Origin of the sequence: Pseudomonas monsensis (genome assembly GCF_014268495.2) — a bacterium.
In the GTDB taxonomy this organism is placed as follows: domain Bacteria; phylum Pseudomonadota; class Gammaproteobacteria; order Pseudomonadales; family Pseudomonadaceae; genus Aquipseudomonas; species Aquipseudomonas monsensis.
The window spans coordinates 2,631,660-2,654,409 of the sequence record NZ_CP077087.1 but is presented as its reverse complement, the minus strand read 5'-3'; the positions used below and the strand labels follow the sequence as shown (position 1 = coordinate 2,654,409).

General features: G+C 59.1%; 20 protein-coding genes. 15 read left to right on the top strand and 5 right to left on the bottom strand.

Annotation, left to right across the window (positions count from 1 at the left end; genetic code table 11):
* Window positions 1-11 precede the first annotated feature (11 nt).
* Complete coding sequence (gene cobF, locus HV782_RS11645) at window positions 12-767, bottom strand: precorrin-6A synthase (deacetylating) (protein WP_186747366.1); 756 nt, start codon at window positions 765-767, stop codon at window positions 12-14.
* The gene (locus HV782_RS11640; protein ID WP_367616132.1) at window positions 767-1,519 is read right to left on the bottom strand and encodes a histidine phosphatase family protein; all 753 of its coding nucleotides are present in this window, start codon (window positions 1,517-1,519) and stop codon (window positions 767-769) included. The genes cobF and HV782_RS11640 overlap by 1 nt, the downstream gene beginning before the upstream one ends.
* Window positions 1,520-1,667: 148 nt before the next feature.
* Between HV782_RS11640 and HV782_RS11635 the strand changes: the two genes are divergently transcribed.
* From HV782_RS11635 to HV782_RS11600, 8 genes are all read left to right on the top strand, one after another.
* A complete protein-coding gene (locus HV782_RS11635) occupies window positions 1,668-2,522 on the top strand; it encodes a MurR/RpiR family transcriptional regulator (RefSeq protein WP_186747364.1) in 855 nt (284 codons plus the stop codon).
* Between the two features lie 2 nt (window positions 2,523-2,524).
* The gene (locus tag HV782_RS11630) at window positions 2,525-3,169 is read left to right on the top strand and encodes a cysteine hydrolase family protein (protein WP_123467582.1); all 645 of its coding nucleotides are present in this window, start codon (window positions 2,525-2,527) and stop codon (window positions 3,167-3,169) included.
* Complete coding sequence (locus HV782_RS11625; RefSeq protein ID WP_186747362.1) at window positions 3,166-4,497, top strand: type I glutamate--ammonia ligase; 1,332 nt, start codon at window positions 3,166-3,168, stop codon at window positions 4,495-4,497. Before HV782_RS11630 ends, HV782_RS11625 begins: the two co-directional genes overlap by 4 nt.
* A complete protein-coding gene (locus HV782_RS11620; RefSeq protein WP_186747360.1) occupies window positions 4,481-5,233 on the top strand; it encodes an N-formylglutamate amidohydrolase in 753 nt (250 codons plus the stop codon). Before HV782_RS11625 ends, HV782_RS11620 begins: the two co-directional genes overlap by 17 nt.
* 88 nt (window positions 5,234-5,321) lie before the next feature.
* Window positions 5,322-6,671: an APC family permease gene (locus tag HV782_RS11615; protein ID WP_128615882.1), complete on the top strand. Its 1,350-nt coding sequence runs from the start codon at window positions 5,322-5,324 to the stop codon at window positions 6,669-6,671.
* 118 nt (window positions 6,672-6,789) lie between these two features.
* Entirely contained in the window at window positions 6,790-7,806 is a 1,017-nt protein-coding gene (locus HV782_RS11610) for an arginine N-succinyltransferase (protein ID WP_186747358.1), read from the top strand.
* 61 nt (window positions 7,807-7,867) lie between these two features.
* Entirely contained in the window at window positions 7,868-8,902 is a 1,035-nt protein-coding gene (gene astA, locus HV782_RS11605; RefSeq protein ID WP_123467572.1) for an arginine N-succinyltransferase, read from the top strand.
* A 355-nt stretch (window positions 8,903-9,257) separates the two neighbouring features.
* Complete coding sequence (locus HV782_RS11600; RefSeq protein ID WP_123467570.1) at window positions 9,258-10,127, top strand: isocitrate lyase/PEP mutase family protein; 870 nt, start codon at window positions 9,258-9,260, stop codon at window positions 10,125-10,127.
* Window positions 10,128-10,260: 133 nt separating this feature from the next.
* Here HV782_RS11600 and HV782_RS11595 read toward each other — a convergent pair whose 3' ends face one another.
* Window positions 10,261-10,563, bottom strand: coding sequence for a hypothetical protein (locus HV782_RS11595; protein ID WP_186747356.1), 303 nt, complete (start codon window positions 10,561-10,563; stop codon window positions 10,261-10,263).
* 757 nt (window positions 10,564-11,320) lie between these two features.
* Between HV782_RS11595 and HV782_RS11590 the strand changes: the two genes are divergently transcribed.
* A complete protein-coding gene (locus tag HV782_RS11590) occupies window positions 11,321-12,274 on the top strand; it encodes a reverse transcriptase domain-containing protein (RefSeq protein WP_186747346.1) in 954 nt (317 codons plus the stop codon).
* Window positions 12,274-13,623, top strand: a complete 1,350-nt coding sequence (locus HV782_RS11585; protein WP_186747344.1) for an ATP-dependent nuclease — start codon at window positions 12,274-12,276, stop codon at window positions 13,621-13,623. Before HV782_RS11590 ends, HV782_RS11585 begins: the two co-directional genes overlap by 1 nt.
* 72 nt (window positions 13,624-13,695) lie before the next feature.
* On the opposite strand, the gene HV782_RS11580 is transcribed toward HV782_RS11585, so the two are convergent.
* Together HV782_RS11580 and HV782_RS11575 are read right to left on the bottom strand one after the other, a co-directional pair.
* A complete protein-coding gene (locus HV782_RS11580; RefSeq protein ID WP_186747342.1) occupies window positions 13,696-14,934 on the bottom strand; it encodes a M20/M25/M40 family metallo-hydrolase in 1,239 nt (412 codons plus the stop codon).
* Window positions 14,935-15,090: 156 nt separating this feature from the next.
* Window positions 15,091-16,164 (bottom strand): diguanylate cyclase, encoded by a 1,074-nt coding sequence (locus tag HV782_RS11575; protein ID WP_123467564.1) that lies wholly within the window; start codon window positions 16,162-16,164, stop codon window positions 15,091-15,093.
* A 189-nt stretch (window positions 16,165-16,353) separates the two neighbouring features.
* On the opposite strand from HV782_RS11575, the gene HV782_RS11570 reads away from it, so the two are divergent.
* The 5 genes from HV782_RS11570 to glcF all read left to right on the top strand — a co-directional run bounded on the left by HV782_RS11570 (window position 16,354) and on the right by glcF (window position 22,717).
* On the top strand, window positions 16,354-17,808 hold the full coding sequence (locus HV782_RS11570) for a flavin-containing monooxygenase (RefSeq protein ID WP_186747340.1): 1,455 nt from the start codon (window positions 16,354-16,356) through the stop codon (window positions 17,806-17,808).
* 21 nt (window positions 17,809-17,829) lie between these two features.
* A complete protein-coding gene (locus HV782_RS11565; protein WP_123467560.1) occupies window positions 17,830-18,756 on the top strand; it encodes an alpha/beta fold hydrolase in 927 nt (308 codons plus the stop codon).
* 189 nt (window positions 18,757-18,945) lie between these two features.
* Window positions 18,946-20,445, top strand: coding sequence for a glycolate oxidase subunit GlcD (glcD, locus tag HV782_RS11560; RefSeq protein WP_186747338.1), 1,500 nt, complete (start codon window positions 18,946-18,948; stop codon window positions 20,443-20,445).
* Window positions 20,445-21,494 (top strand): glycolate oxidase subunit GlcE, encoded by a 1,050-nt coding sequence (gene glcE, locus HV782_RS11555; RefSeq protein WP_186747336.1) that lies wholly within the window; start codon window positions 20,445-20,447, stop codon window positions 21,492-21,494. Before glcD ends, glcE begins: the two co-directional genes overlap by 1 nt.
* A gap of 2 nt (window positions 21,495-21,496) precedes the next feature.
* Window positions 21,497-22,717 (top strand): glycolate oxidase subunit GlcF, encoded by a 1,221-nt coding sequence (gene glcF / locus HV782_RS11550; protein WP_186747334.1) that lies wholly within the window; start codon window positions 21,497-21,499, stop codon window positions 22,715-22,717.
* Window positions 22,718-22,750 lie beyond the last annotated feature (33 nt).

Below are 22,750 nucleotides of genomic sequence, written 5' to 3'. Positions count from 1 at the left end.
GCGCCAATGGACTATGGCCGGCGCAGCAAGTAGGTATCCATTATCCACCCATGCTCAGCCCGCGCCGCCTGGCGCACCCGCTCAATCTCATCCGCCACGTCTCCCAACTTGCCACTGATCAGAATCTCGTCCGGCGTGCCCAGGTACGCGCCCCAGTAAATCGACGTCGCAGGATCCGCCACCCGCCGATAGGCCTCTTCGCCATCGAGCATCACCACCAGACTCTCGGCCTCACTCACCTGCCCCGCCGCCAACCGCCGACCGGTGGTGATCTCCACGGAGCAACCGATCGAGTTCAACGGCACTTTGTGCTGCGCAGCCAGTGCCTGCACGCTGGTGATGCCGGGGATCACTTCGAACTCGAACGCACAGCGGCCCGAGGCCAGAATGGCTTGCAGGATGCGGATCGTGCTGTCGTACAACGCCGGATCGCCCCACACCAGGAAACCGCCACACTGGCCGTCGGACAATTCATCATTGATCAGCCGTTCGAAGGCCTGCTGCTTCAGCCGATTCAACTCATCGACACTGGCGATATAGTCGACCTCGCCGCGCTCGCGCTCCGGGCTGTGGGCTTCGGCAAAGCGATAGGCACGATCGGTGATGTAGCGCGCACAGATCTCCCGGCGCAGGTCGATCAGTTTGTCCTTGCTCTGGCCCTTGTCCATGAGGAAGAACACATCGACGCGGTTCAGCGCCTTCACCGCCTGCATCGTGATGTAGTCCGGATGACCGGCGCCGATGCCAATCACCAGTAGTCGTTTCATCAGAGCACTCCCTCAGGGTCTATGCCGGGCAAGCGTAGCCGCCATCGACCGTTGAACTGCAATTCGATCGACGCCAGCGGCTCGACATCAATTGCGTTGAACGCCGCGCCCTGCACAACCTGCATCAATGCCGCACGGACCACGAACGGATGAGTGACAGCGACCACATGGCCAGGCGCCGACTGCACTTGCATCAGCCATGCCGCCACCCGGGCGCCGAGTTGCGTAACGGATTCCCCCCCTGGCGGCACAACCTGTGGATCGCTGAGCCACGCGTGCAACGCTTCGCCCTCCTCGCGCTGCACATCCTTGATCGACTGGCCATGCCAGTGGCCCCAATCGCAGTCACGCAATGCGTCCTCCACGTCGGCATCGGCACCAAACCACGCGGCCGTCTGGCGCGTGCGCAACTCGGGGCCGCAAAGCAAGCGGCGCGGCCGGGGGTAGCGGGCGGCCAGCGCGTCGGGCGCCAGCGCGATATTTTCAACGGGCTCGTTCGTAGGAAAACGCGCCAGTTTTTGTGCGACGGTTCGCGCATGGCAAATCAAAGTCAAACGGGTGGTCTGCACGGTGCATCGCTCGCTCAGGAGGCATGAAAAACAACGGCGCAACGCCGACGGGTCGGCAATTGTGCCGTAAACCGCGGGCTGCGGGACAACACAAAACGCGCCGGAGCGTGCTCGTACTGTTAGAAAAGCGGCAATCTCTGACACCACCATGGGCAACGGACTACAAAGCCGGTCGACTTTCATGTAGGCCTTGTTACACGGGCATTTCGCACCCTTTTGGAGCCTGTTCAACATGGCGAAAAATTCACTAGACATGTAGCGTCAGTTACATAAATACTGTTTTAACGGATTGTGAAGCGAATTCGACACCCCCCATCCAGCAGGAGCCCGGATGCCCCCTCTCAGAGACCTGATCACTGACCCTGGCCTTGAACTGACGCCATCAGAGCGCAAAGTCGTGCGCGCCTTGCTCGATCAGTATCCGCGCAACGGCCTGGGGCCAATGGCACGCCTGGCCGAACACGCCGGTGTCAGCGATCCGACTATCGTGCGTCTGGTCAAAAAACTCGGTTTTGGTGGTTACGCCGAATTCCAGGATGCGTTGCTCAGCGACATGGACCATCGCCTGCGCTCGCCGCGCACTCTGTTGCAGCCGCGTGCGCAACAGCACAAGGACGATGCCTGGAGCCACTACCTGGGCGACAGCCATCGCCTGCTGGTCGAAACCCAATCGCTGACCCAGCCCGAAGACGTGCGCATCCTCAGCGACTGGCTGCTGGATACCCGTCATCAGGTGTACTGCTTTGGCGGGCGTTTCAGCAGCCTGATGGCCAACTACCTGCTCAATCACCTGCGCTTGCTGCGTCCCGGCTGTTTTGCCCTGGAAGACAACGCGCAATTGCCCGACCGACTGTTCGACCTGCAGCGTCAGGACGTGGTGCTGGTGTTCGACTATCGCCGCTATCAGACCCAAGCCCTGCGTGTCGCCAGCGCGGCGAAACACAATAACGCGCGGGTGGTGCTGTTCACCGATATCTACGCCTCGCCCTTGCGCGAACTGGCCGACCTGATCATCAGCGCCCCGGTGGAGTCGGCCTCGCCGTTCGACACCATGGTTCCGGCACTGGCGCAGGTCGAGGCGCTGATTGCCTGCCTGACCCTGCGCAGCCCGGATCTGGCCGATCGCCTGGAAGGCATCGACGCCCTGCGCAACGACTTCAACACCCACCTGCTGGAGGATAAATAAGGATGTTCAGCCTTCCCCACCGCTCGCCGCGGGATCTGCCGTTTGTCACCGATCACAGCGCATTGCTGCTGGTGGATATGCAGCGTGCCTGGCTCGAACCGCAGTACGACCCGCACCTGAACGGACCGGATGCCGAGTACTTCCTGACCCGCACCCACATGCAGGTGGTGCCCAACCAGCGCCGGTTGCTCAGCGCCTTTCGCGAAGCGCGGCAGAACGTGCTGCACACCATCATCGAGAGCCTGACCGCCGACGGCCGCGACCGCTCGCTGGACCACAAACTGTCGGACATGCACCTGCCCAAGGGCAGTGAGCAGGCGCGGATCATCGACGACCTGACCCCGGTGGAAAACGAGATCGTCTTGCCGAAAACCTCGTCCGGGGTATTCAACTCGACCAACATCGACTACGTGCTGCGCAACCTCGAAACCCGTCACTTGATCATCGCCGGCATTGTCACCGACCAGTGCGTCGACATGGCCGTGCGCGACGCCGCCGACCGTGGCTATCTGGTGACCCTGGTCGAAGACGCCTGCGCCACCTACACCCCGGCGCGGCATGACGCCTGCCTGAATGCGATCAAGGGCTACTGCTGGATCACCGACACGCAAACCGTGCTCGGCCGGTTGCAGGAGATGCGCCCATGAGTGCACGCCTGACGCCGCTGCCGATGACCACCATCGTCACCACCGACCTGATCGGCATTACCCGTGGCCGCTCGTTTCCCACCGATGAGCTGGAGCATTATCAAGCCGCCGGCTGCGGCTGGGTGCCGGCCAACAGTGCGCTGACGCCGCAGGATGTCATCGCCTCGACCAACCCGTGGGGCGCTTATGGCGATCTGCGGCTGATTCCGGACCTGAGCAGCCGCGTCACTGTCGGCAACGGCCCGGAAGCCGATGCGCCAGCGCTGGACTTTATCCACGGTGATATCCGCGAAACCGATGGCCGCCCGTGGGGCGCCTGCCCGCGCACGTTGCTGCGTGACGAAATCGAACGATATCGCGACGTACTGGGCCTGCAGGTCAACGCCGCGTTCGAACACGAATTCAACCTGCACGCCGGGTTTGCCGAACACCTGGCGTTTTCCCTCGAAGCCCAGCGTCAGGGCGCAGAATTCGGCGGCTGGCTGCTCAGCGCCTTGCGCGCCGGTGGCGTCGAGCCAGAAATGTTCCTGCCCGAATACGGCAAGCATCAATACGAAATCACCTGCCGCCCGACCCTTGGCGTGGCGGCGGCAGACCGTGCGGTGAACGTGCGCGAAATCACCCGTGAGATCGCCCGGCAAATGGGCCTGGATCTGAGTTTCGCACCGAAAACTGCCGCCGATGCCGTGTGCAACGGCGTGCACCTGCACGTCAGCCTGCTCGATCTGGCGGGGCAGCCGCAGCTCTACGACGCGGGCACCAGCAACGGTTTGTCGAGCCTTGGCCAGCATTGGGCGGCGGGGATTCTGCATTATCTGCCGGCGCTGTGTGCGTTCACCGCTCCGACGCCGGTGTCCTACGAGCGCCTGCAGCCGCATCACTGGAGTGCGTCTTATGCCTGTCTGGGCCAGCAAAATCGTGAAGCGGCGCTGCGCATCTGCCCGACCGTGACACTCGGCGGCAAACCCGTGGCCAACCAGTTCAACCTGGAGTTCCGCGCCATGGACGCCACCGCCTCGCCGCACCTGGCGATGGCCGCGCTGCTGATCGCCGGACGGCTGGGCATCGAACAGCGCCTGGCGCTGAACGCCATCACCGATGAAATTCCCGATTCACTCAACGACGAGCAACGCAAGGCCCGGGGCATCGTTGCCCTGCCCGCCTCGCTGGCCCAGGCGCTGGATTGCCTGCGTGACAGTGCAGTCTTCAATGAATGGCTGCCCAAGCCCTTGCTCGACACCTACCACGCCCTTAAAACCGAGGAACTGGCGCTGACGGAACAGCTCTCGCCCGCTGACCTGTGTGAGCACTATGCACGCCTGTACTGAATCCACCGAGTCGGGGTTGTACACCCGCCCGGTCTACAACCTGAGCCGCGAAGATTCATCGCATCCGTTGATCCTGGTGTGCGAGCACGCCAGCCGCTACATCCCCGAGGCCCTGAACAATCTGGGCCTGGACGATGCCGCCGCCCGCGAGCACATCGCCTGGGACATCGGCGCACTGCAACTGGCAGAAGCACTGTCGGAAACACTCGGGGCGACACTGTTGAGCGCCAATTATTCACGGCTGCTGATTGATCTGAATCGTCCGCGCCATGCGCCGGACAGCATTCCGGCGCAGAGCGAGATTTACCAGGTGCCGGGCAACCGCGAGCTGGACGAAGCCAGCCGCGAATACCGCCGCCAGACGCTGTTCAAACCGTTTCACGCGCGCTTGCAGACGTTGATCGACGCCCGCATCGCCAAAGGCCAGCCGGTACGGGTGGTGGGGATTCACAGTTTTACCCCGGTGTATTACGGCCAGCCACGACCGCTGGAAATCGGCGTGTTGTTCGGGCAGGCGAAAGCCTATGCGCAACGTGTGCTCGACGGCCTCGACGAACTTGCGCTGAAGGTCGCCGGCAATCAGCCGTACAAGATTGACCCGCTGGGCGACATGACTGTGCCGGTGCATGGCGATGCCCGAGGCCTGGATTCGGTGCTGATTGAGGTGCGCAACGATCTGCTGCGCAGCCCGCAAGCCGTGGCCTTGTGGGTCGAGCGCCTGGCGCCACTGCTGTAACGAATGTTGTAGAAACTGCAGATGCTGTAAATGACGGACCGACATAACAACTAAAAACGCTCGATAAGCTGACAAGGAGTTGCGCTTCATGGAAATAGAAGAGTTCGGCTACAAACAGGAGTTGAAACGTAGCCTGACACTGACCGACCTGGTGGTGTACGGGATGATCTTCATGATCCCCATCGCCCCGTTCGGCGTGTATGGCTACGTCAATGCCGAGGCGCCCGGGATGGTGCCGCTGGCCTACATCATCGGCATGGTGGCAATGCTGTTCACCGCGTTGAGCTACGGCAGCATGGCCAAGGCTTTTCCGATCGCCGGCTCGGTATATTCCTACGCACAGCGCGGTCTCAATCAACACGTCGGGTTCATTGCCGGCTGGCTGATGCTGCTCGATTACCTGCTGATTCCGCCACTGCTCTACGTCTATGCAGCAATGGCGCTCAATCACCTGTACCCGGACATTCCGAAAGTCGGCTTCATTCTGGCGTTCCTGGTCAGCGCCACCTTCGTCAACCTGCGCGGCATCACCTTCACCGCACGGATGAACATCATCTTCCTGCTGGCGCAACTGGTAGTGCTGGGGATTTTTTTGTTCTACGCCTGGAACGCCCTGCACCACGGCGGCGGCAACGGCGAGCTGACCCTGGCGCCGCTGTATCACCCGGAAACGTTCAACTTCGCCCTGCTGATGCAAGCGGTGTCGATTGCGGTGCTGTCGTTCCTCGGCTTCGATGCGATTTCCACCCTCGCGGAAGAAATCAAGGGCGATCCGGGCAAAAGCGTCGGCAAAGCGGCGCTGATCACATTGCTGGTGATGGGGGTGATTTTCGTCGCACAGACCTGGATCGCCACCGATCTGGCAGCAGGCATGGGCTTCAAGTCCGCCGACACTGCGTTCTATGAAATCGCCGAAATCGCCGCCGGCAGCTGGCTGGCGACCCTGACCGGGGTGGCGACCGCGCTGGCCTGGGGCGTCGCGGTGGCAATCACCTCGCAAGCCGCGGTCTCGCGCCTGCTGTTCGGCATGGCCCGCGACGGCAAGTTGCCGAAAGTGCTGGCCAAGGTGCACCCGACACACAACACGCCGTACCTGAGCATTTATCTGGTGGCGGTACTGTCGCTGGTGATCTGCTACCTGTTCATCAACTCGGTCGACACCCTGACCTCGCTGGTCAACTTCGGCGCGCTCAGCGGCTTCATGCTGCTGCACCTTACGGTGATCAACTACTACTGGCGTCGGCAAAAGTCCGGTCAGGTCGTGCGTCACCTGATCTGTCCGGTGATCGGCTTCATCATCGTCGCGGCCATCATGTACAACATGGGCGTCGATGCGCAGAAACTCGGCCTGATCTGGATCGCTCTGGGCCTGGTGTACCTGTTCTTCCTCAACAAGCTCGGCGCCAGTACCGCGCTGCCTGACCCGAGCAACGGCTGACAAGAAAAAGAGCGGCGTCTGACAACAGATCAGGCGACCGCCGATTTAACGCGTGGACACCGACAGTGATAGTCAGGTTCGGCGAATTCGCCGGACCTTTTGATACAGGAGTACATCCATGCTGGTCTTACGCCCAGTGGAACCCGGCGACCTGCCGCAATTGCAACAATTGGCGCGCGATAGCCTGGTCGGCGTCACGTCGCTGCCGGACGACAGTGAACGCCTGCGCGATAAAATCGCCGCGTCCTGCGCCTCGTTTGCCAGCGAGTCCACGGCACCGGGGCCGGAAAACTACTTCTTCGTGCTCGAAGACCTCGACAGTCAACGCCTGCTCGGCTGCTCGGAGATCCTCGCCACCGCCGGTTTCAAGGAACCGTTCTACAGTCTGCGCAACCGCCACTTCACCAGTGCCTCGCGGGAGTTGAACATCGAGCACGGTGTACCGGCGCTGTCGCTGTGCCACGACCTCAACGATCACACCCTGTTGCGCGGTTTTCATATCGACGCGGAACTGGTGCGCACGCCGTTTTCCGAGTTGCTGTCGCGAGCACGCCTGCTGTTCATCGCCGCCCACGCGCCGCGCTTCGCCGAAGCGGTGATCACCGAAATCGTCGGCTACAGCGACGAGAACGGCCACTCGCCGTTCTGGGATGCGCTGGGCAAACACTTTTTCGACCTGCCCTACGTCGAAGCCGAGCGCCTGTGCGGATTGCAGAGCCGCACGTTCCTCGCCGAACTGATGCCGCAATACCCGATCTACGTGCCGATGCTGCCGCCCGCCGCACAGCAATGCATTGGCCGCATTCACCCGGACGGCCAGGAAGCGTTCGACATTCTTGAGCGCGAAGGTTTTGAAACCAACAGCTACATCGACCTGTTCGATGCCGGCCCGACCCTGTATGCACGCACGGCGAACATCCAGTCGATCGCCTGCAGCCAGACGCTTGAAGTGCAGCAACAGGCGCACATTGATGCGCGCGGCGGTTACCTGCTGAGCAACGACTCGCTGCACGGCTACCGGGCGATTGTCGCCGAACTGGATTACCGCCCCGATCAACCGCTGGCCCTCACCCCGGCAATGTGTGCGGCGCTGAATGTGACCGACGGCAGCCTGATCCGCCTGATTGCCCTGTGAACCGCGCCCGGTCTCGCACCCAACGACAGTGCCCGAGCAGGCGCGCAGAAGGAGTTACAGCATGATTGTCCGCCCGGTTAAAGTCAGCGACTTGCCAGCCTTGATGACACTGGTGCAACAGGCCGGCCCGGGGTTTACCACCCTGCCGGCCAACGAAGAGCGTCTGGCCCACCGGGTACGCTGGGCGCAACGGGCGTTTGCCGAACAGGTGGAACGTGCCGACGCCGACTACCTGTTCGTGCTCGAAGACGACGACCTGCGCGTGGTCGGTGTCAGCGCGTTGACCGGGGCCGTGGGCCTGCGCGAACCCTGGTACAACTATCGGGTCGGGCTGACAGTCAGTTCGGCCCCGGACCTGGGCATTCAGCGGCAGATTCCGACGCTGTTCCTCAACAACGAACTGACCGGCCAGTCGGAGCTGTGCTCCTTGTTTCTGGGGCATGACCACCGTCAGGGCAGCAATGGCCGCCTGCTGTCGTTGGGGCGCTTGTTGTTCGTTGCCGAGTTCCCGCACCTGTTCGGCGAAAAAATGATTGCCGAACTGCGCGGCAGCGCCGATGAACAGGGCTGTTCGCCGTTCTGGGACAGTCTGGGCCGGCACTTCTTCCAGATGGACTTCAGCCATGCCGACCACTTGTCGGGGCTGGGCAACAAGTCGTTCATTGCCGAACTGATGCCACGTCAGCCGTTGTACACCTGCCTGCTCACCGAACAGGCGCAAGCGGCCATCGGTCAGGCGCACCCTAATACCGAACCGGCACTGAAAATCCTCCAGGCCGAGGGGTTCGCCCATAAGGGCTATATCGACATTTTCGACGGTGGCCCGGTGATCGAAGCGCCAGTGCGCAGCATTCGCACCGTGCGCGACAGCCTGGAGCTGACCCTGAGCCTCGGCACCCCGGACGAGCAGGCGCCGCTGTGGCTGATCCACAACCGTCGTCTGGAAAACTGCCGCATCACCGTCGCGCGGGCCCGTCGGGTCGGCAGCAGCCTGGTGATCGACCGCCTCACAGCCAAACGCCTGCAACTGCAACCGGGCAATTCAGTGCGCGCAGTGATGCTGCCCAATCAACAGCAGCAGGCGGTCGCGGCCTGAATCGTCATCTGCCAGGAGATTCCCTGTGGCGAGGGAATTGATCCCGGTTCGACTGCACAGCATTAGCAGAATCTCGAAATACGACGGGTCTGAAGAAGGCAGGTGATTGGCTCAGGGGCCGCTTCGCAGCCCATCGGGGATAAATCCCCTCGCCACCGATCAATCAGGTATCCACAGGTAAATCCCCTCCTATAGCGTTGATCGCTGATGAATCCTTTCAGCGCAGAATTCCCCCTCCCAGGTCACCCTCGCAAATTCGTCATGATCCTTGACCCATTCGCGTGATAGCCTTTTCATCCTTCGGCGTTGACTCATTTGCTCAAGCCTTCCATTCCTTTGTATTGGTGGAACTCGTATGACCCGGCTTTCCCATCAAGATTTGCGCCGTAGTTTCCGTCAGCTGCTGGCTTCCGACACCTGCTACCACACGGCTTCGGTGTTCGACCCGATGTCCGCCCGCATCGCCGCTGACCTGGGTTTTGAAGTGGGGATTCTTGGCGGTTCCGTGGCCTCGTTGCAGGTGCTGGGCGCTCCGGACTTTGCCCTGATCACCCTCAGCGAGTTCGCCGAACAGGCCACCCGCATCGGCCGCGTCGCCCAATTGCCGGTGATCGCCGACGCCGACCACGGCTACGGCAACGCCCTCAACGTGATGCGCACCATCGTCGAACTGGAACGCGCCGGCGTCGCCGCCCTGACCATCGAAGACACCCTGCTGCCCGCGCAATTCGGGCGCAAATCCACCGACCTGATCACAGTCGCCGAAGGCGTCGGCAAAATCCGTGCGGCGCTGGAAGCCCGGGTCGATTCGGAAATGGCGATCATCGCCCGCACCAATGCCGGCATTCTGCCCAACCAGGAAATCATCAGCCGCACCAAGCAGTATCAGGCGGCGGGCGCCGACGGGATTTGCATGGTCGGGGTTCAGGATTTCGATCAGCTCGAGCAGATTGCCGAGCATTTGACCGTGCCGCTGATGCTGGTCACCTATGGCAACCCGGCGCTGCGCGACGACAAACGTCTGGCCGAACTGGGCGTGCGCGTGACCATCGACGGCCATGGCGCTTATTTTGCGGCGATCAAGGCGACCTACGACAGCCTGCGCGAACAACGGCAGATCTTCACCCAGGCATCAGACCTGAGCGCGACCGAGCTGACGCACACCTATACCCAGCCTGAGGAATACATTCTCTGGGCCAAGGAATACATGAGCGTCAAGGAGTGATGCACACGCTTTACCGGCCCTTTCGCGAGCAGGCTCGCTCCCACATTTGATCGGTGTCGAACACGAATATTGTGTTCACCCAAGATCCGCTGTGGGAGCGAGCCCGCTCGCGAAGGCGTCGCCCGCTACACCGCTAAACCGGCGTCTTGTAAGCCTCCTCCCGCTGCACCGCCCGCGCCTGAATCACATCCAGAATCGCACAGCCCTCGCGCATCAACAGATGCACCGCGCTGGTCACCCGCGTCAGATCACAATCGGAAATACCCTTGAGGTTGAGACTGGCAAAGGTGTCGGCCAGATCACGCACGACCACAAACCGGTGCATCGCACAGGCGGCCATGTCGCTGAGTTCTGAGTGGGTGTTGAGGAAGAGCACCGGGGATTCGGCGTCGTAGGTGTCGATGGGGAGGAAGCGGGGCATTACTTGGTCGTTCATAGGTGTATCTCCAGGTAAGGCAACCACCGTTCGCGGCCAAACGAATAAGGTGGCAGCTGTGTGCGGGTTGGCCGACCAGATACCTGAAAGATCCGGCACACCCGCAGGTGTCCCGCGCACAGCTACCATTACACGCTGCTCAGTCCTTGAAGGTCTGAACAATGGCACTGTTGCATTTCAGGTTACCGACCGGCCAAGGTCGTTCGCGGTGTTTTTCCGCGAACCCGAACTATAGGGGTCGATACTGAAACGCGGCAACAGGGTACGTTGTAGGAAACGTCTTGGAAAGTTGTACGCAAAAAAGACGGCTCGTAGGACCCACCTAATATCGCTCCCGGAAGCTCTCCCTACCGCTCGGCCAGAGCATCAGCGTGCCTCTTGTTTTCCACCCTGCCCTGAATTAGAGTTCGACTCATGCCAGTGACTAGGAGCATCTCCAGTCATCAAATCTGGCCTCTACAGGTGTCTAGTCTCCTTTTACGGTTGTGTGCCTCTTTAGCGAAACGCTAAGAGGCACACAAATTGTAAACTTTGTTTTCTTGGTTACCTATCCACTATCTATTTACGCTTAGCTCCCTACCCTCTAAGTCACATTCTTTACAAAAACTTATCATCGATATTTCTTGAGATGATTTGCTGGAAACCATCAGCGACTTCTTAAAAAAAGGCTATCCTCTTTACGTATTATGCTACACGAAGATTTTCGGCATATTTTTTGCCTAATGAACGCGCAGCAACATCGAGTTGGACTTTAGCTATGAATAAAAGACCTTTAAAAGACCTGCTAAATGCTATGTATCAGGGAAAATTTGAATTCCCAGAACTCGAAACGGGCGAAATTAGTTCACTTTATGAAACAAAAAAAATAAACGACAGAGAAATTCACATTCCGAACAAAAGGCTTAAAACCTTCCACTCATTCTTGAGATTCTTCCTACTGGAGCATTTAAAAACAAATAACGACGTAGTGTTTTCTTATAGAAAAGGTGTAAACACTGTTGACGCAGTATCGAAACATGCACATAGCAAATACTTCTTCCAGACCGACATCAGAAATTTTTTCAATAGTATTGACACCGAGCTAGTCATCTCAACGATAGAAAACAATCTCACCAACACCCCGATTGAAGACATACAGCTATACATAGAGAAAATAACAAAAACCTTAACAGTCAATAATTTCGTCCCAGTGGGTTTCTCTACTTCACCCCCACTAAGCAACGCATGCCTCTTTGACTTCGACAACAAACTCCAAAAATACTGCCTGGAACAAAAGTTAATATACTCCAGATACTCCGACGACATTATAATTTCGTCTCGCGAAAAACAAGCAATCCTCGACATTGACGAATACATATCACAAACCCTACAAACAACCACTAAAGGCAAGCTCACCATCAACACCAGTAAAAACAAACACACTCAAACAGGAAATAAAATAAAATTACTCGGCATGGTTATCCTGCCCAACGGAAAGGTTTCGATTGATAGAAAATTTAAAAAAGACACAGAAGTCAAACTTCACTACTACCTTTCAGACAAGAAAAAATTCTACGAACTTACCGGCCCAGACACCAATAACGCAATAACAAAAATATCGGGACAACTTAATTACTACAACACCATTGACCCAAGCTACCTCGACAAACTCAGAAAGAAGTATGGTGCCACAATAGTGGACATGTTCCTTCACAAGTCGGACAAGCTATAATGCAAATCTCCGTAGAGCTGAAAAACATACAGCATGTAAAACATATGCTCTTTAGCCTTGATCTAACCGAAAACAGACTTACTTGCCTCGTAGGTAAAAATGGCGTTGGCAAAACCACACTTATCAAATCAATATTAAATTTATGCTCAGCAGACACTTTCTCAAAAACCATTTCACCTGGCGTATTCAAAAACGACAGCGAGGTTATTTACAACCATGATAACGAGACCTTCGTATTCGATTACGATGCCTCGATGAGCACTCTTAATTGCAAATCTGCCATTCCCGAAAAATTAAAAGACTCTATCGACGTAGAACTCCCAATTCCTTTCGGGAGACGCTTCGATCATTATCAAAAAATCAGCTCAGCCGACAAAGACATTCGAACGGCAATAATTCTAGGTCAGCACACGAAACCGATGGAGCTAATAGATTTCCTCAACGACATATACTCCAGCAAAAAATTTGAAACCCTAGTTGAAATAAATATAAAAAACACAAACTACTACTGCATTCCACTTGATGGCGATCGCTATGTCAGAGAGGATCATCTTAGCTCGGGAGAATTTTTCCTGATTAGCTTATATAGAAAAATTACAAACCACCGCAAATTGATTGTGATTGACGAAATAGACATATCTCTGGATGCAGCAGCACAGGCACATCTCGTAAGGAGGCTTCGCAACTTCTGCGAGACATATCAAGTAAACATCCTTTGCACGACTCATTCATTAGCCATCATGAGAACACTTAGAGACAATGAACTCTACTACATGGCAAACACGGATGGCGCAGGAAACATAATACCTGCCTCATACAACTACATAAAAAGTATTATGTTTGGCTTTATAGGGTGGGACAAATACATTCTCACCGAAGATGAAATGCTAAAAAACTTCCTGGAATTTATAATTGACAGGTACTGCCCAAACAATTTTTCCCGCTGGAAGATAATTCCCATCGGAGGTGGAGCAAACGTCACAACTTTGGCGCGATTGAATCATGCTGAAAAATTTCTTTCTATTCCGGAAAATGTAATATCAATACTAGACGGCGACCAACGCATTTTCAAATATAACATCAGCTGCCCTAATACGTACTTTTTACCATTTGAAAGCGTTGAAAAGAAAATATATTCGGACTATAAAAAATCAAAATTCCTACCAAACTTCATACATACAGAGACCCCTAACTCAAAAAAGCCAGACAAAATCTTTTACAGCGAGATCATAGAAAAAGAAGCTATCACCAACGTAGAGATATTCGAATACCTTTGCAAAGATGATGAGGAAGGCGCTATAAACTTATCCAAGACAATATCAAGCTTCCTTTCCCAAAAAAACAACTAGGCAATATTATTAAAATCTTCCTTACGAATAGACTTAGTAAATTCGCCTTGAGTCTATTCGTAAGTCACAGACTTATTTGCTCGTAGACAAATCCATAATCATCCGCGACAACAGATAAATCCGCGGCGCCACGCTCGCCACTTCGGCGTACTCCTCCGGCGTGTGAATGTTGCCGCCGACAATCCCGAAACCATCCAGTGTCGGCGTACCCACCCCGGCCGACAGGCTGGCATCCGCCGCGCCACCGCTGCCCTCCTCGGTCAGTTTGCGGCCGATCTCGCCGTAAATCCCCTGGGCCATCGCCATCAGGCGATCCGACTCGGGCGTCTGCGGCATTGGCGGCAAACCGCGCTGGAGTGAAGTCTTCACTTCGGTGTCAGCAATCAACTTGTCCTGCGACACCCGGGCCAGATCCTTCTCGATCCGGTCGAACTCTTCCGGAACCGCCGCGCGCACGTCAGCCTTGGCCGTGGCCTGATCCGGGATCACGTTGGTGCGGTCACCGGCCTTGAGCACGGTGAAGTTGATGGTGGTTTTCTTCGCCTCATCGCCGAGTTTGCCCAGTTGCAGAATCTGGTGCGCGGCTTCCATCGCCGCGTTGCGCCCCAGTTCCGGGGCGACGCCGGCGTGCGCGGCTTTGCCCTTGACCTCGACCAGCGCCGTCGCGCTGCCCTTGCGCCATACCACCAGGCCATCCGCCGGACGCCCCGGCTCGAGATTGAGGGTCACGTCGTGTTCCTTGGCAGTTTTCTTGATCAGGTCGGTGGCGACGTCCGAGCCGGTTTCTTCGCTGGCATCGAGCAGAAAGGTGATTTGCGCGTAATCCTTGAAGTCGAGGTTCTTCAGCACTTTCAGCGCATAGATCCCGGCGACAATGCCGCCCTTGTCGTCCATCACCCCCGGCCCGTAGGCGCGACCGTCCTTGATGTGGAACGGCCGTTCGGCGGCGGAGCCTTCCTTGAACACCGTGTCCATGTGCGCCATCAGCAGGATCTTTGCCTTGCCGGTGCCCTTCAGGGTAGCGAGCACGTGACTGGATTTTTCCGGGGTGTTCGGCACCCGTTCGATCGTGGCGCCAAGTTTTTTCAGCTCATCGACGGCAATGTCGCTGACTTGCTTGAGCCCCGGCTCGTAGCCGGAACCGGACTCGATATTGACCAGACGTTCCAACAATTTCAGGGCTTCGGGCTGGTATTGCTCGGCGTCGGCGAGCACCTGTTTGTGCGGTTCGGCGGACGCCACGGCGGCCGAGAGCGTGAGCGACAGGCCGAGGCTGGCGGCCAGCAGAGAGCGGGAAAATGAACACGTCATGAATCAATCCTTGTTTCGCGTCGGGGGTGGATTGAAACCGTACCCGACATTGACGCAAGGCTCTACACCCAATACGACGCTGACCTGGCCGACCGCACCCGAAACCTGTGGCCGCTAGCTGGCCTGCCAGCGTCTACAGGATCAGTCGCAAGCGGCTCAGACCGAGTCGAGCTGCGGCTGCTTCGGCAGGCTCTCGCAATTGCAGATCACCCGATTGCGGCCACTGGCCTTGGCTTCATACAAGGCCTGATCGGCATCATTGAGCCACCGCGTCGCGTCGGCATGCGCGGGATCGTACGCCGCCAGGCCGATACTCAAACTGACCTTCAACGCCGGGTTCTGCTCATAGCCAAGAACGGCAAAGCGCTCGCGTAGCGCCTCCATGGCTTGCGCCGCGTTGAACAGCGGCAGCTCCGGAAGAATCACGCAGAACTCGTCCCCGCCGTAGCGCCCGGCGACATCTGTGGCGCGCAGGTTCTGCTTGAGCATCTTGCTCAACTGGCGCAGCACGATGTCACCGGCGACATGCCCGTAGGTGTCGTTGATCGCCTTGAAATGGTCGATGTCGATCAGCGCGATCGCCGCGCCCTGTTTCTGCCGTTTGCAACGCTGAAAAGCGATCTCCAGTTGATCCTTCCAGGCGCCGTGATTGAGCAGTCCGGTGAGGCTGTCAGTACGACTCAGCGCGAGCAACTCACGTTTATGCAGGCCGAGGGTGTAGGCCTGGCGAAAACAGATCCAGCCCAGTGCCAACGGGTACAGCAGCAATAACGGGAAACACGCGTACATCTGCGCGGGTGAGGTTTGCGGAATGAATGCCGGCGCGAAAACCACCAGGCCGACGGCAACCCCGAGCAACTGCGCCGCGGAGCCCGCCAATAGAAAGCGTGAACCTCCGATAGCGACGTTGTTCATCGCCATCATCGAAATGGTCGTTGCCGTGGGCAGCGGATTGAAATGCATGGCAGCGACCCAGAAGCCGCCAAGAAAGGCGTCGATCAACAGGTTGCGGTGTTCGGCGTGGAAAGGCACCTCGGCGCGGCGCGCCCATTGAAAGGCCAGATGCGGCCAGATCAGGCCATTGAACAGCATCAACGCCCAGACCCACAGCGGCGGATCGAGGGCTTGCATCGCCACGGACACGCAGAGAAGCCCAAGCAACAGCCCGAGGATTCGCGACGTGTAAAGCCTCCTGGCCAATGAAAGTCCCTTTCCTCCCGTTTTTCCCATAAGGGCCTCGACCACTCGACGGAACCTGCACACCGTAGGACGGATGTGTTGGGAGTCTATCAGGGCAACGTTAAATAGCCATCACCGGCCAGCGGGCTGAATAGAGCGACATTACCGCTGCGCACAGTGCAAATATTTGGCTATACATGAAAGGAGGAAAACGAAAAAACAACTATAAGAAGGAGCCCCATGCACACCTACCACGTGTTGATCATCGGCAGCGGTTTCGGCGGCCAGTGCGCGGCGGTCAACCTGCTCAAGGCCGGGATCGACGATTTTCGCCTGCTGGAGCGCCGGGACTTCTTCGGCGGCACCTGGTGTCAGAACACCTACCCCGGCGCTGCGGTGGACGTGCCATCGCCGCTGTATTCGCTGTCGTTCGCCTCTTACCGCTGGTCGCAGATGTTCGCCGAACAGGCCGAGCTGCACCGCTACACCGAGCACGTGATCGACCGGTTCTGCCTGCGTGAGCGGGTGGAGTTGCAAGCCAATGTCGAGCGTGTCGAATGGGACGACGAGCAGAAACGCTGGGCCGTTCATACCGGCGCCAAAGGCACGTTCCATGCGCAATTCCTCATCAACGCGACCGGCCCGCTGAGCCAACCGGTGATCCCACAGATCCCCGGCCAGGAGCGCTTTCAGGGCAAGACCTTTCACACCAATAATTGGGATCATGGCTACGACTATCGCGGTAAACGCGTGGCCATCGTCGGCAGCGGCGCCAGCGCGGTGCAGGTGATTCCGGCGATTGCCCCCGACGTCGCGCAACTGCACGTGTTCCAGCGCACGCCGCATTGGGTACTGCCTCGCGCCGATCGTCTGTTCGGGCCGCTGCAACGCTGGCTGCTGGGTGTGAAACCGGCCTACAAGCTGTTGCGTTGGTTGATCTACTGGCAGTTCGAAACGCGGGTGATCGCGTTCAAATATTCGAGACCGGCCATCCGCATGGTCCAGCGTCAGGCCTTGCGTCTGCTGGAACGCCAGGTGCGCGACCCGGCGCTGCGGAAAAAGCTCACACCGGACTTCACCATCGGCTGCAAACGCGTGCTGCTTTCCAACACCTATTACCCGGCGTTGACCCGGCCCAACGTGACGCTGCACACCCGCGAACAAGGCATCACTTCGTTCGACGAGCGCGGCATCAACACGCAGGACGGCCAGCACATCGAGGTCGATCTGATCATCTGGTCGACCGGTTACGACGCCACCGACGGGGTGATTTCCTACCCGGTCAGCGGAAAAAACGCCGTGCAACTCAGAGATGTCTGGGCCCAATACCCACGCGCCTACCTCGGCACCAGCCTGCCCGACTTTCCCAACCTGTTTATCGTCACCGGGCCGAACACCGGCATCGGCCACACCTCGGCGCTGTTCATCATCGAGTCGCAGATGAACTACATCCTCGACTGCATCCGCACCGTGCAAGCCAAAGGCCTGCGCAGCATCGAAGTGCGCCCGGAAGCAGAACGTACCTACACTGAGATGATCCACCGGGAAATGGAACGCACGGTGTGGAAGTCCGGTGGCTGCCACAGTTGGTATCAAAGCAAGAGCGGTCATGTGATCGCAATGTTTCCCGGCTTCAGTTTCAGCTATCACCGCTTGACCCGGGCGCTGAAACCGGCCGACCACATTCTGTCCTGAACACGTAAAAGGAAGACGTCGATGCTTTTGCTGTTTGTCGCCCTCGCGGTTTTCGTGGCCTGGAGCTGGTTGAGTTATCCGGCGGTCGGTCATTGGCTGTATGACCTGAACATGGCCGTCGAGGCCAAACTGTACAAGCTGCACAAGATCGAAGTGCCGATCGCCGAGATGACCGTTTCGACCTGGCAAGGCGGGCCCTATGAAGCGGCCAGCGCCATCCTCATGCTGCACGGCTATAGCGCCGACAAGAATCTGTGGCTGCGCTTCTCCCGGCACTTCGTGCGCCAGTATCGGGTGATCATTCCGGATCTGGCCGGCCACGGTGAAACCGGCTTCAAGGCTGGCGGCGGCTACGACATCGCGGTGCAAGCCAAGCGCATGATCCAACTGCTCGATGTCTGCGGAGTGGAAAAAGTCCATGTAATCGGCAACTCGATGGGCGGTTACATCGCGGCGTGGCTGGCGGCAACCTACCCGGACCGGATCGCCTCGCTGGCGTTGATCGACCCGGCCGGCGTCACAGCCCCGGAGGCCAGCGACATGGAGCGCCACCTGGCCCGTGGGCACAACCCGTTCCTGATCAATTCCCGGGAGGACTTCCAGCGTTTCTACGCGATGACCATGGCGTCGCCGCCGTGGGTGCCGAAGCTGGTGCTGGATGCCATTGCTCAGCGCTACGAACAGCAACGCGATGAACTGGAGGAGATCTTCCGCGATTTCCGCGCCAGTGAACCGATGGAGCCGAAACTGGCTGACATCAAATGTCCGTCTCTGCTGCTCTGGGGGCGCAAGGACCGGCTGATCGACGTCAGCAGTGTGCCGGTGTGGAGCAAGGGCATCGCCAATCTGCGCGTGGAGGTGTGGGATCACGTCGGGCATATGCCGATGGTCGAACAACCGGGGAACACCGCGCGGTTGTATCGGGAATTCCTCGGCAACCAACGATGATCAGCAGGCCTCATCCGCCTCCGGTAGCGAAGGAACGTGCTCCCGCCGGGCTGCGCAGCAGACCCACAGCTGACGGCGGGTTGCACCCGACAGCCTGTGCTGGCTGGATCAGGCCCGTTTTGCGCCCCATCGCGAGCAAGCGACTTCGCCACAGGGGTGCCCCTCTCTTAGAAAGGTTGCGGGACTGAGATGAACATTCTGTATGACGAGCGCCTCGACAGGCCCTTGCCCGAGGTGAACAAGGCCAGGGTTCTCGAAGCCTTGCAACGCGCCGTGCCCGATCTCGACATTCTCTGGCGCGACGACGAACTCAAGCCCTACGAATGCGATGGCCTCTCGGCTTACCGCACCACGCCGATGCTGGTCGCCCTGCCCCGGCGTCTCGATCAGGTGCAGAGCCTGCTCAAACTCTGTCATCAGCACCAGGTCCCGGTGGTCGCTCGCGGCGCCGGCACCGGATTATCCGGCGGCGCCCTGCCGCTGGAAAAAGGCCTGTTACTGGTGATGGCACGCTTCAACAACATCCTGCACATCGACCCCGCCGCACGTACCGCGCGGGTTCAGCCCGGTGTGCGCAATCTGGCGATCTCCCAGGCAGCGGCGCCGTTCGGCCTGTATTACGCGCCGGACCCGTCTTCGCAAATCGCCTGTTCCATCGGTGGCAACGTCGCTGAAAACGCCGGCGGCGTGCATTGCCTGAAATACGGTCTGACCGTGCACAACCTGCTGAAAATCGAAGTGCTGACCATCGAAGGCGAGCGCCTGACACTGGGTTCGGACGCCCTCGATTCAGCGGGTTTCGATTTGCTGGCGCTGTTCACCGGCTCTGAAGGTTTACTGGGCATCATCACCGAAGTCACGGTCAAATTGCTGCCAAAGCCTCAGGTTGCCAAGGTGCTGCTGGCCAGTTTCGACTCGGTCGAAAAGGCCGGCCGTGCGGTGGCCGACATCATCGCGGCGGGGATCATTCCTGGCGGTCTGGAGATGATGGACAACCTGGCGATTCGTGCCGCCGAGGACTTCATCCACGCCGGTTATCCGGTCGATGCCGAAGCCATTCTGTTGTGCGAACTCGACGGCGTCGAAGCCGATGTCCACGACGATTGTCAGCGGGTGCGCGACGTCATGACCGAGGCCGGCGCCATCGAAGTGCGCCAGGCCCGTGACGAGGCCGAGCGCGTGCGCTTCTGGGCCGGGCGCAAGAACGCCTTCCCCGCCATCGGTCGCCTGTCACCGGACTATTACTGCATGGACGGCACCATTCCGCGCCGCGAATTGCCCGGCGTTCTGCAAGGGATCGCGCGCCTCGGCGAAGAATATGGCTTGCGCGTGGCCAACGTGTTCCATGCCGGCGACGGCAACATGCATCCGCTGATTCTGTTCGATGCCAACCAGCCGGGGGAACTGCACCGCGCCGAAGCCCTGGGCGGGAAAATTCTCGAACTGTGCGTGCAGGTCGGCGGCAGCATCACGGGTGAACACGGCGTCGGCCGCGAAAAAATCAATCAGATGTGCGCACAGTTCAACAGCGACGAACTGAGCCTATTCCACGCCGTAAAAGCCGCGTTCGATCCACAAGGCCTGCTCAATCCCGGCAAGAACATTCCGACCCTGCATCGCTGTGCCGAATTCGGAGCGATGCATATTCACGCCGGGCAACTGCCCTTCCCCGAGCTGGAGCGCTTCTGATGGCTGACTTCGATGCCGCCAAGGCGTTGCTCGAACAGGTCAACGAGGCCCGGGCCAACGCCACGCCGCTGAAAATTCAGGGTGCTAACAGCAAAGCCTTTCTCGGGCGCGAAGTGGCCGGTGAAGTGCTCGACACCCGCGCCCATCGCGGCATCGTGCGTTATGAGCCGACCGAACTGGTGGTCAGCGTGCGCGCCGGTACGCCGTTGTCGGAACTGCTCGCAGCACTGGAAGCGGCCGGGCAGATGTTGCCTTGCGAACCTCCGGCGTTCGGCGAAGGCGCGACGGTCGGCGGCATGATCGCCACCGGGTTGTCCGGGCCGCGACGCCCCTGGTCCGGCTCGGTGCGGGATTTTGTCCTCGGCACCCGGGTGATCACCGGCCTCGGCCAGCACCTGCGCTTTGGCGGCGAAGTGATGAAAAACGTCGCCGGTTATGACCTGTCACGCCTGATGGCCGGCAGTTTCGGTTGCCTTGGCGTGCTCACCGAAGTCTCGCTGAAAGTCCTGCCCAAACCGCGCCAGTGCTTGAGCATCCGCCTCGATATCGACTGCGCGCGGGCGCTGGCCAATCTGGCCGAATGGGGCCAGCAACCGCTGCCGATCAGCGCCGCCTGCCACGATGGCGAGAGTCTTTATCTGCGTCTTGAAGGCGGCGAAGGTTCGGTGACGGCGGCGCATCAACGCCTCGGTGGCGAGCCACTGGATTCGGTGTTCTGGTGCGATCTGAATGAACAACGCCTGGCGTTTTTCAACGAAGGCCTGCCGCTGTGGCGCGTGTCCTTGCCGAACAATCTCGGCTTGCTGGAGCTGCCCGGCGAACAACTGATCGACTGGGCCGGGGCGCAACGCTGGCTGAAATCCGACGTCGAGCACATTCATGTCCTCGCCCAGGCACTCGGCGGCCACGCCACTTGCTTCAGCCACGGCGCCAGCCAGTCGCCTTTCCAGCCATTGGCCCCGACACTGCTGCGCTATCACCGGCAACTCAAGGCGCAACTCGACCCGCAAGGGCTGTTCAACCCTGGCCGGATGTACGCGGAGTTCTAGCCATGCAAACCACCCTCAGCGAACAATCCCGACAGCTGCCCCGCGCCGCCGAGGCGGAAAAAATCCTCCGCACCTGCGTGCATTGTGGCTTTTGCAACGCCACTTGCCCGACGTATCAATTGCTTGGCGATGAACTCGACGGCCCGCGCGGGCGCATCTACCTGATCAAGCAGGTACTCGAAGGCGCACCGGCCACCGCACAGACGCAACTGCATCTGGACCGCTGCCTGTCGTGCCGCAATTGCGAAACCACCTGTCCGTCCGGTGTCGACTACCACAACCTGCTCGACATCGGTCGCGCGGTGGTCGATCAGGCGGTGTCACGCCCGGCTGCACAGCGGCTGCTGCGCGAGGGCCTGCGCGCACTGGCACCGAATCCGCGACTGTTCAAAGGCCTGCTACAGGTTGGCAGCACTTTTCGGCCGCTGCTGCCGCAGATCTTTGAAAGCAAGCTGCCGCAGCATCTGCCGACGTCCGGGGTGCGCCCCGCCCCACGACATGCACGCCGGGTGTTGTTGCTCGAGGGTTGCGTACAGCCGGGGCTGTCGCCAAACACCAATGACGCCACCGTGCGGGTGCTCGACCGGCTCGGCATCAGCGTCACCCCTGTGGTCGAGGCAGGCTGTTGCGGCGCCCTCGACTATCACCTCGACGCCCAGGCCAAAGGCCTCGACCGCGCCCGGCAGAACATCGACGCCTGGTGGCCGCACCTGCAACACGGCGTCGAAGCCATCGTGCAGACCGCCAGCGGTTGCGGCGCCTTCATCAAGGATTACGGGCATTTGCTGGAAAACGATCCGGCGTACGCGGACAAGGCGCGACTGATCAGCGAACGCACCCTGGATCTGGTGCAGATCCTTGCCGGTGAACCGCTGGAACAGGCCTGTGCCGCCAGCGAACGACGGATCGCCGTGCATTGTCCGTGCACCTTGCAGCACGCGCTGAAACTCGGCGGCGCGGTGGAAGCACTGCTGACGCGCCTCGGGTTCAACCTCACTACCGTGCCGGACGGTCATTTGTGCTGCGGTTCGGCAGGCACCTATTCGCTGACGCAACCGACAATCGCCCGACAACTGCGCGACAACCGGCTCAACGCATTGGAAAGCGGCCGCCCGCAGTTGATCGTCACCTCCAACATCGGTTGCCAGAGCCATCTGGCCAGCGCCGGTCGTACACCGGTAATGCACTGGATCGAACTGGTGGATCAGTCGTTGGCAGAATGAAGTTCGTAGGATTCTTCGTTTGCCCGCGTGCGA

Excerpts from the sequence above, each read along its gene's own strand:
- HV782_RS11600 (WP_123467570.1), top strand. The coding sequence starts at position 9,258 with ATGACCCGGCTTTCCCATCAAGATTTGCGCCGTAGTTTCCGTCAGCTG.
- glcE (WP_186747336.1), top strand. The coding sequence starts at position 20,445 with ATGGCTGACTTCGATGCCGCCAAGGCGTTGCTCGAACAGGTCAACGAG.
- HV782_RS11575 (WP_123467564.1), bottom strand. The coding sequence starts at position 16,164 with ATGGGAAAAACGGGAGGAAAGGGACTTTCATTGGCCAGGAGGCTTTAC.
- glcD (WP_186747338.1), top strand. The coding sequence starts at position 18,946 with ATGAACATTCTGTATGACGAGCGCCTCGACAGGCCCTTGCCCGAGGTG.
- HV782_RS11595 (WP_186747356.1), bottom strand. The coding sequence starts at position 10,563 with ATGAACGACCAAGTAATGCCCCGCTTCCTCCCCATCGACACCTACGAC.
- glcF (WP_186747334.1), top strand. The coding sequence starts at position 21,497 with ATGCAAACCACCCTCAGCGAACAATCCCGACAGCTGCCCCGCGCCGCC.
- HV782_RS11640 (WP_367616132.1), bottom strand. The coding sequence starts at position 1,519 with ATGAAAGTCGACCGGCTTTGTAGTCCGTTGCCCATGGTGGTGTCAGAG.
- HV782_RS11565 (WP_123467560.1), top strand. The coding sequence starts at position 17,830 with ATGCTTTTGCTGTTTGTCGCCCTCGCGGTTTTCGTGGCCTGGAGCTGG.
- HV782_RS11630 (WP_123467582.1), top strand. The coding sequence starts at position 2,525 with ATGTTCAGCCTTCCCCACCGCTCGCCGCGGGATCTGCCGTTTGTCACC.
- HV782_RS11610 (WP_186747358.1), top strand. The coding sequence starts at position 6,790 with ATGCTGGTCTTACGCCCAGTGGAACCCGGCGACCTGCCGCAATTGCAA.
- HV782_RS11615 (WP_128615882.1), top strand. The coding sequence starts at position 5,322 with ATGGAAATAGAAGAGTTCGGCTACAAACAGGAGTTGAAACGTAGCCTG.
- HV782_RS11625 (WP_186747362.1), top strand. The coding sequence starts at position 3,166 with ATGAGTGCACGCCTGACGCCGCTGCCGATGACCACCATCGTCACCACC.
- HV782_RS11580 (WP_186747342.1), bottom strand. The coding sequence starts at position 14,934 with ATGACGTGTTCATTTTCCCGCTCTCTGCTGGCCGCCAGCCTCGGCCTG.
- cobF (WP_186747366.1), bottom strand. The coding sequence starts at position 767 with ATGAAACGACTACTGGTGATTGGCATCGGCGCCGGTCATCCGGACTAC.
- HV782_RS11585 (WP_186747344.1), top strand. The coding sequence starts at position 12,274 with ATGCAAATCTCCGTAGAGCTGAAAAACATACAGCATGTAAAACATATG.
- HV782_RS11620 (WP_186747360.1), top strand. The coding sequence starts at position 4,481 with ATGCACGCCTGTACTGAATCCACCGAGTCGGGGTTGTACACCCGCCCG.
- astA (WP_123467572.1), top strand. The coding sequence starts at position 7,868 with ATGATTGTCCGCCCGGTTAAAGTCAGCGACTTGCCAGCCTTGATGACA.
- HV782_RS11635 (WP_186747364.1), top strand. The coding sequence starts at position 1,668 with ATGCCCCCTCTCAGAGACCTGATCACTGACCCTGGCCTTGAACTGACG.
- HV782_RS11590 (WP_186747346.1), top strand. The coding sequence starts at position 11,321 with ATGAATAAAAGACCTTTAAAAGACCTGCTAAATGCTATGTATCAGGGA.
- HV782_RS11570 (WP_186747340.1), top strand. The coding sequence starts at position 16,354 with ATGCACACCTACCACGTGTTGATCATCGGCAGCGGTTTCGGCGGCCAG.